This window comes from Deltaproteobacteria bacterium (assembly GCA_003194485.1).
GTDB lineage: Bacteria > Desulfobacterota > Dissulfuribacteria > Dissulfuribacterales > UBA3076 > UBA3076.
In genome coordinates, this window is the sequence record PQXD01000001.1 from 126,719 (window position 1) to 133,390 (window position 6,672).

Here is a 6,672-nt window from a genome sequence, read left to right on the forward strand (position 1 = left end):
TATGGTGGTATTTTTACCCATAGCTTGAGAAAAGACGATCACAGCTTGCCTCTGAAGGCTCAAAAGAGCCTCCTGTGCTGCGTCACAAAATTCGCCTGCGCTTATATGAAATATCCAGAGATTACCTAAATACTGTTGTGTTCTGGTTAAATATGTGATAAAGATCGATCCCGGATAGTGGCCCGGAGTCGTTATGAGTCTCTGAACCCCGAACCTTTAAACGGCTACTTATGAATAATAGTCTTTTACGTATTTTCGTCCTTTTTTTTGTCCTTTTATGTGTCCTGTCATTCTATTTCTGGATAGACGATTACAGGTTTCGGCTGATCTCGCGCGCAGAGAATACATTTACATCAAAACAGGCCGATCCGGTCGAAAACAAAGATACTGAAGCTGCCACCGGCTATACGGCGAAAATAGAACCGGCTGTCATAGTCAAGGGTACTATCAGGTCCGGCGAGACATTTTCCCATGCCCTGGAAAGAAACAAGCTGGTGGATAGTGCCCTGGAATCTCAGGTAATTAAAGGGCTTTCAACGGTCGTTGATTTCAGGAAATGCAGGCCCGGGGATTCTTTCCGTGTATGTCTGGACGATCGCGGAGAGCTGATTCGATGTACCTATGAAAAAGGGCCGCTTGAAATATTTACATTAGAGCCCGGTGAAGATGGCACAGGTGAATTCCATGCCTTCAGGGCCACGGTTCTGCTGGAATGCCGTTTGACAAAGCTATCAGGGAAAATAGAAAGCTCCCTGTTTTCTGCCTTCACAAGGATAGGGGTTGGCAGCAGGCTTATCATGGCCTTTGCAGATATATTTGCATCAAGGTTGGATTTTAACACTGAAACCATGCCCGGCGACCAGTTCGACGTAATCGTTGAAGAATATTTCAAGGACGGTCGTTTTGTCGGCTACGGCCGGATAGTGGCGGCACGGTACAAAAACCATTACAGGGCCTTTGATGCCTATTATTACAAGCCCGAGGGTCAGGCCAATGGAAAATACTATGATTCTGCCGGCAGGGAAATCGGGGCATCTTTTTTGAGATCCCCTCTTCCTGTCTATAGAGTTTCATCCAGGTTTTCCAAGAGACGTCTGCACCCGATCCTCAAGGTCTATCGTCCTCACTACGGCGTGGATCTTGCCGCTCCTGTTGGTACACGCGTGATGGCTACGGCAGATGGCAGAGTCAGTTTTGTCGGCTGGCAGAGGGGTTTTGGCAGGATCGTTGTCTTAAAACACCCTGGAGGTTACAAGACTTATTACGGGCACCTTTCCAGGTTTGCCAAAGGCATAAAAAAAGGAGTCCGTGTCGAGCAGAAACAAATAATAGGTTATGTAGGGTCAAGTGGTTTGTCGACCGGACCGCATCTTGACTACCGAATCAAGGAAAACGGTGTATTCAAAAATCCCTTCAACATGAAGTTCAAGCCCAAATCCAGGCTCTCAGGCAGGGTACTGGATGACTATATTGAAAAACAAAGCGGCTGGAAACAACTCCTCAATAATGATTCAGGCCCCAAAACCCTGCTGATTGAAACAAGAAAAATAAGGAAACGTCCGGATGGATGGCTGGGTTAGGTCTCCTTTAGCTCTTCTTGTTTTTTTCTTCCTTTCCTCTCTTATATATCCTGTTTCGTGTCCTGCCTTCAGGGCCACGAATGCCTCTATCTGGGAACCTCTCATAAAACATTTAATAGAGGACGGGGAGGACGAAACGACAATTCGCGGCATATTTGCCAGACGCGAAGTTCAATTTGATCCCGGGGTCATGCCGCGCAAGCTCTCTCACAAGGAAAGCGAACTTGATTACAGTAAGTTCCTCAGGCCTGAACGTCTCTCAAGGGCCAGGGCCTTTCTGGATACGCATAGAAAGGTATTAACCCGGATAGAAGATGAATACGGTGTACCCAAGGAAGTAGAAGTGGCAATTCTTCTTGTGGAGACAGACCTTGGCCGTTACCTGGGCTCGGGTCGCGCCTTTAATATATTGGCGAGCATGGCCGCAGCTACTGATATAGACAGTGTGAAACCATGGCTTTCCCCTGAACTGCTTAAATCTGCCGAGGGAGAACGCCTGGGAAAAAAGCTCAGGGATAAATCCCGGTGGGCCTATGAGGAACTCAGGGCGCTTCTCATCTATTCCAGGCAAAACCAAATAGATCTCCTGGAAATCAAAGGCTCAATCTTCGGGGCAATAGGACTGTGCCAGTTCATGCCTTCAAACGCCCTTCGCTTTGGAATTGACCAGGACCATAATGGCAAGATAGACCTGTTTTCAAGGGCCGATGCCCTCGCCAGTATGGCCAATTACTTAAGAAGCCACGGATGGAAAGACGATCTCGACCGCAATGAGCAGGAGGCGGTCATCCTCAGATATAACTACAGCTTCCCATACGCAGGGACTGTACTCGATGTGGCAGAAAGGCTTTCAGGCAGTAATGAAAATAGATGATACTCTATAGGCGTTTGCAGATTCGAAATTAAGCCTTTCTACTGCTTGCAATTACCGATGCGCCGGCCGCTGAGGTGTTGAGTCATTTCCATGCCCTCTTTCATTGTCATCTTGATTGTGCCCTTAAAGGTGTTTCCACTGTATATTATTTTACCGGTTGCCCTTGTCTTGCCTTCCGGACTATCGCACTCCATGGTCCATGTCACTGTATCACCCTCCATTTTGGTCCTGGTGATTTTGCACTCCTCGGCCTGTTGAGGAGAGCCACTGGGAACCATGTCTTCATTCGTGATGCACTGAGTGTGTGTCATCGAGGGCATGTTCATCGGCATGCCGGGCATTTCCATTTTAACAGTGATCTCCCACAAGCCCTCCTGCATGTTTGGCCCTGAACCTGCAGAGGAAATTGAAACGGCGCTCAGTACAGCCGCCGTAAAGGAAATTATCAAAGTGGCGAACGGTTTTTGTCTGTATGACATTTGTATTCCTCCTTACCAAATAGCGAAGGATCAAAAAACTGTTGCTTTATGACAGCTAAAGTCCTTCCCTTTTCAACTTAAGGACCAGCTCCTTCTGTTTAGAGGTCAGCCTGGCCGGCACTTCAATCATTATTCGAACATATTCGTCTCCACGGCCACCAGTGGCAGTTGGGAGACCCTTCCCCCTCAGACGCAACTTCTGTCCACACCGTGTGCCTGCAGGAATCTTGAGCCTCACCATCCCTCCTTCCACAGTCGGAACCTCCACTTCTGCGCCCAGGCATGCGTCGGTAAACTTCACAACCTTGTCCACTTCTACATCTGAGCCGCTTGAACGAAAACCAGGATCTAACCTGAGACTGATCAGCAGGTAGAGGTCTCCTCTGCCTCCGGGTCCCTGTGCCCCTTTACCTGCCACCCGGATTTTCTTTCCCGGGCTGATGCCTTTTGGTATATGCACGGAGATTCGCTCAGGACTCCCGCCTGTCCGGATAGATATCAATTTGTGTGAACCCTTAATGATCTCGTTTGGGGAAAGGGCCAATTCCAAAACCACATCCTGTCCGATTGGTTGTGAATACTGAAAACCTCGTTTAAATGCATGTCCACCAGGGCCTCCGCCCATCGAACCAAAGGCCTGCCCCAGGATTTCATCAAAGGAGACTTCAGTACCACCTCGCCCGCCAAAGAAGAATTTGCCGATTCCAATGTCCTGAAAAATATCGGAAAAATCAAAGTTCCGGAAGATGTCTTCTTGTGTAAATCTGCGATGAAATTCCGTAGAACCGAAGGTATCATACTGACGGCGTTTTTCAGGATCACTCAAAACTGCATAGGCCTCGTTGATCTCTTTAAAGCGTTCTTCAGCGGTTTTATCCCCTTTATTTTTGTCCGGATGATACTTGAGCGCCATTTTTCGAAATGCCTTCTTTATCTCCTCAGGAGAGGCATTCTTTGTAACACCAAGCAGCTTGTAATAATCTTTTCTTTGTCCCATATTTTTTATCTCACTGTATATTTTTTCTGGTAATATTCCATAAATGTACGCTAAAGTACTATTCAAAAATATTGTACTATATATTCTCAAATATGTCGCCCGCGCACAATCAAAGGCGTTATTGAGAGACTTTTTGGCTAACCGCCCTAACCCGGACAAGCCGGAACCAAACGGGCTTGAAAATAAAGAAATTGATCACGAAGGCACGAAGACCTGCTTTCGTGCTTTCATGATCGTGTTTCAGGATTTTTGCCGGGGAAAATACGGATTTTAGAACTAACCCTCTAAAAGTAAGATAAAATTAATAAATACCAAGATAAAGTCAAGGAAAGTGTGCTCTTCAATCCATACCAGGTCCCGCCGTGCAGCGCTTTTTGCTCCCTCCAGCCCGCCTGAATCAGAAAAGCTGGAGGCAGGTCTTAAGATAATTGAAGAAAAAGCTCCCTGGCTGGAGATCACAAATGATATATTTCCTGATCAGACCGAATATATGCCTTCCCTGCCCTATCTTGCAGGTAAAGACCAACTCCAGGCCGACAGATTTGCAGATCTTCTCTTGGATACATCTATAGATATCGTATGGTGTTTGAGGGGAGGATACGGCTCCTTTCGTTGGCTGAGCATGGTGCCGTGGGACCGGATTGGAAATGAGGCTCCGATACTGATAGGTTTCAGTGATGTAAGCCTGCTCCACTCAGCTCTTGTTCAAAAAGGTCGTCTGTCAATACACGGCCCCCTTGTCTCAACTCTGCCGGATACGACAGAACCTGCAAGAAAAGCACTATGGACCTGCCTTGACCAAGGAGAATTTCCCGGTCTTTCCGGCACCGCCCTCAGTACCGGCAAGGCGAAAGGTCCACTCATTGGGGGAAATCTGACTTGTATTACACATCTTATCGGTACGGCCTATGAGCCAGGGTGGGATGGAGCGATTCTCTTGATCGAGGATCATAATGAGGCTCTTTATCGCCTTGATCGGATGCTGATGCAGCTTTTACTCACAGGAAGGCTATCCAGATTGGCAGGAATTGCTGTGGGCTATCTCCTCGGAGATGGAAAGCCTGAAAGGCTATTGCACATACTGCTGCAGGACCGGTTCGGATCCCTCGGGATCCCGATAATTGCTGATCTTCCCGTAGGCCATATACCTGACAATTATCCACTGTTAATTGGCGGGTACTATGAACTGGATGGAGACAAGGGCCTCCTGAAACCAATGACAGGACTGCCTGGACTTCAGCGCCCCTGAACCTCCATCTCAAGCAATATCTTCCCTTCCGAAACCCTGCTGCCAGGCCCTGTCATTACGGCAGTCACCACACCTGTGCACGGAGCTGAAACCGTGCAGAAAAGCTTCATCCTCTCCAGTGTCAAAAGCTCCTCACCTTCCTTTACTTGTACGCCGGGCCTGAGTGAGGGGTTCATGTCCACCACGGTACCAGACATTTGGGCCATGATCCGGACTATATTTTGAAGGGCCATGATCCGGGCTTCTTGTATCCTTCATAGAGTGGTTTACACTTTGTTCATCTTATACTTTGGCATTGAAATTTGAAACCTGAAATTCGTAAATATTCTTATGAACCCTTGGCCCACTGTGCAGACCGTTCACTGGAAGGGGATATTTCTTTTCACTTAACACTTCAGCCCCTTGTTTTCTTAAGGCTTTTGACATGGGGGAGTTTTGCCCCCTCCCCGTTCTCCTTCGCTGCGCTCAGGCGATGCAGTTTCCCCCACAGCAAAAGCCAGGAAAACTTGCGGGGCTGACGCAAATCGTCTCCATAAAGAAGCTCCCCTGTGACCGGTTTTAAGTCCATTGTGCAGACCGTTCACTGGAAGGGGATATTTCTTTTCACTTAACACTTCAGCCCCTTGTTTTCTTAAGGCTTTTGACATGGGGGAGTTTTGCCCCCTCCCCGTTCTCCTTCGCTGCGCTCAGGAGCCGGGGTTTCCCCCACAGCAAAAGCCGAGAAAACTACGGGGGCTTCCGTTAAACTGTTCAAAGAAATATCCCCTGCCAGTGAACGGTTGCCATCCGTGCCCTGCCGCAGGAGCGGTTTGCCTTTTGCAGGGTTTCGATCGCGGGCCAAATTGCACTGCCCCTTTCGGTCTGCGATGAGTGAGCTTTGAAACCCGGAAAAAGGTAACCGCTCCAAGGCAGGATATAACGGGTTCACCGAATATTTACAAATTTGAAATTGGAAATTTGGCCTTCATGCTCTTACACTGTTTAAGATGATCATATTATCCGATAGTCCACGGTGTTCTGAATCTCTTTGTTCCACTTACCCAAATTTCTACTTTCCAATTTCAAATTTCCAGATAGCAAAGACTATTCCCAGCGCCTCCACAACATAGTATCTTATAATAGTGAGCTTTTAATCAGCAGGAGAATATATGGACATGTCATCCAGGGCTTTAGAGGTCAATATTGCTTACAGCCGCGTTGATGTTACCGTTGACCAGAGATATAAAATCCTGCAGGAGGTCATGGGAGAGTACCGTGGCGTCAAAGAGAGATTACAGTCCTTCCTTGAAGAGATATGCCATCCCTACAAAAACTGGGAATTTATTGTAAGGGCGGCACGGACCTATGCACTTAATTACTTCCATGTGCTCCGAACCCACCCCAAAGGGCCTGAAGCAGCTAGGCTGTATATAGACATCTTTTTTCAGGCCATTGATTCCTCCAGGGAAGAAAAAATAAGGATCAATGCATCTGATAATCTCCTCTTTTTTATT

The 6,672-nt window shown here is 47.6% G+C and carries 9 protein-coding genes; 5 read left to right on the forward strand and 4 right to left on the reverse strand.

Features of this window, described 5'->3' with window-relative positions; all coding sequences use genetic code 11:
- Window positions 1–230 precede the first annotated feature (230 nt).
- Together C4B57_00655 and C4B57_00660 are read left to right on the forward strand one after the other, a co-directional pair.
- On the forward strand, window positions 231–1,580 hold the full coding sequence (locus C4B57_00655) for a M23 family peptidase (protein ID PXF55996.1): 1,350 nt from the start codon (window positions 231–233) through the stop codon (window positions 1,578–1,580).
- Window positions 1,564–2,454, forward strand: a complete 891-nt coding sequence (locus tag C4B57_00660) for a lytic murein transglycosylase (protein ID PXF55997.1) — start codon at window positions 1,564–1,566, stop codon at window positions 2,452–2,454. Before C4B57_00655 ends, C4B57_00660 begins: the two co-directional genes overlap by 17 nt.
- 38 nt (window positions 2,455–2,492) lie before the next feature.
- Here the strand turns inward: C4B57_00660 and C4B57_00665 are convergent, their stop codons facing one another.
- Both C4B57_00665 and C4B57_00670 read right to left on the reverse strand, forming a co-directional pair.
- Window positions 2,493–2,933: a hypothetical protein gene (locus tag C4B57_00665; GenBank protein PXF55998.1), complete on the reverse strand. Its 441-nt coding sequence runs from the start codon at window positions 2,931–2,933 to the stop codon at window positions 2,493–2,495.
- A 55-nt stretch (window positions 2,934–2,988) separates the two neighbouring features.
- Window positions 2,989–3,930, reverse strand: a complete 942-nt coding sequence (locus tag C4B57_00670; protein ID PXF55999.1) for an integrase — start codon at window positions 3,928–3,930, stop codon at window positions 2,989–2,991.
- A gap of 43 nt (window positions 3,931–3,973) precedes the next feature.
- On the opposite strand from C4B57_00670, the gene C4B57_00675 reads away from it, so the two are divergent.
- Window positions 3,974–4,204 carry a hypothetical protein gene (locus C4B57_00675; protein ID PXF56000.1) on the forward strand — a complete coding sequence of 77 codons (231 nt, stop codon included), beginning with the start codon at window positions 3,974–3,976 and terminating at the stop codon, window positions 4,202–4,204.
- Window positions 4,205–4,225: 21 nt separating this feature from the next.
- The gene (locus C4B57_00680; protein ID PXF56001.1) at window positions 4,226–5,179 is read left to right on the forward strand and encodes an LD-carboxypeptidase; all 954 of its coding nucleotides are present in this window, start codon (window positions 4,226–4,228) and stop codon (window positions 5,177–5,179) included.
- Here the strand turns inward: C4B57_00680 and C4B57_00685 are convergent.
- Both C4B57_00685 and C4B57_00690 read right to left on the reverse strand, forming a co-directional pair.
- Complete coding sequence (locus tag C4B57_00685; protein PXF56002.1) at window positions 5,167–5,412, reverse strand: hypothetical protein; 246 nt, start codon at window positions 5,410–5,412, stop codon at window positions 5,167–5,169. The two genes, C4B57_00680 and C4B57_00685, sit on opposite strands and share 13 nt — an antisense overlap.
- Before the next feature lie 398 nt (window positions 5,413–5,810).
- Window positions 5,811–6,020, reverse strand: a complete 210-nt coding sequence (locus tag C4B57_00690; GenBank protein ID PXF56003.1) for a hypothetical protein — start codon at window positions 6,018–6,020, stop codon at window positions 5,811–5,813.
- A 307-nt stretch (window positions 6,021–6,327) separates the two neighbouring features.
- On the opposite strand from C4B57_00690, the gene C4B57_00695 reads away from it, so the two are divergent.
- Window positions 6,328–6,672 (forward strand): hypothetical protein (locus C4B57_00695; protein ID PXF56004.1); only part of this gene is annotated, 345 nt, incomplete at its 3' end.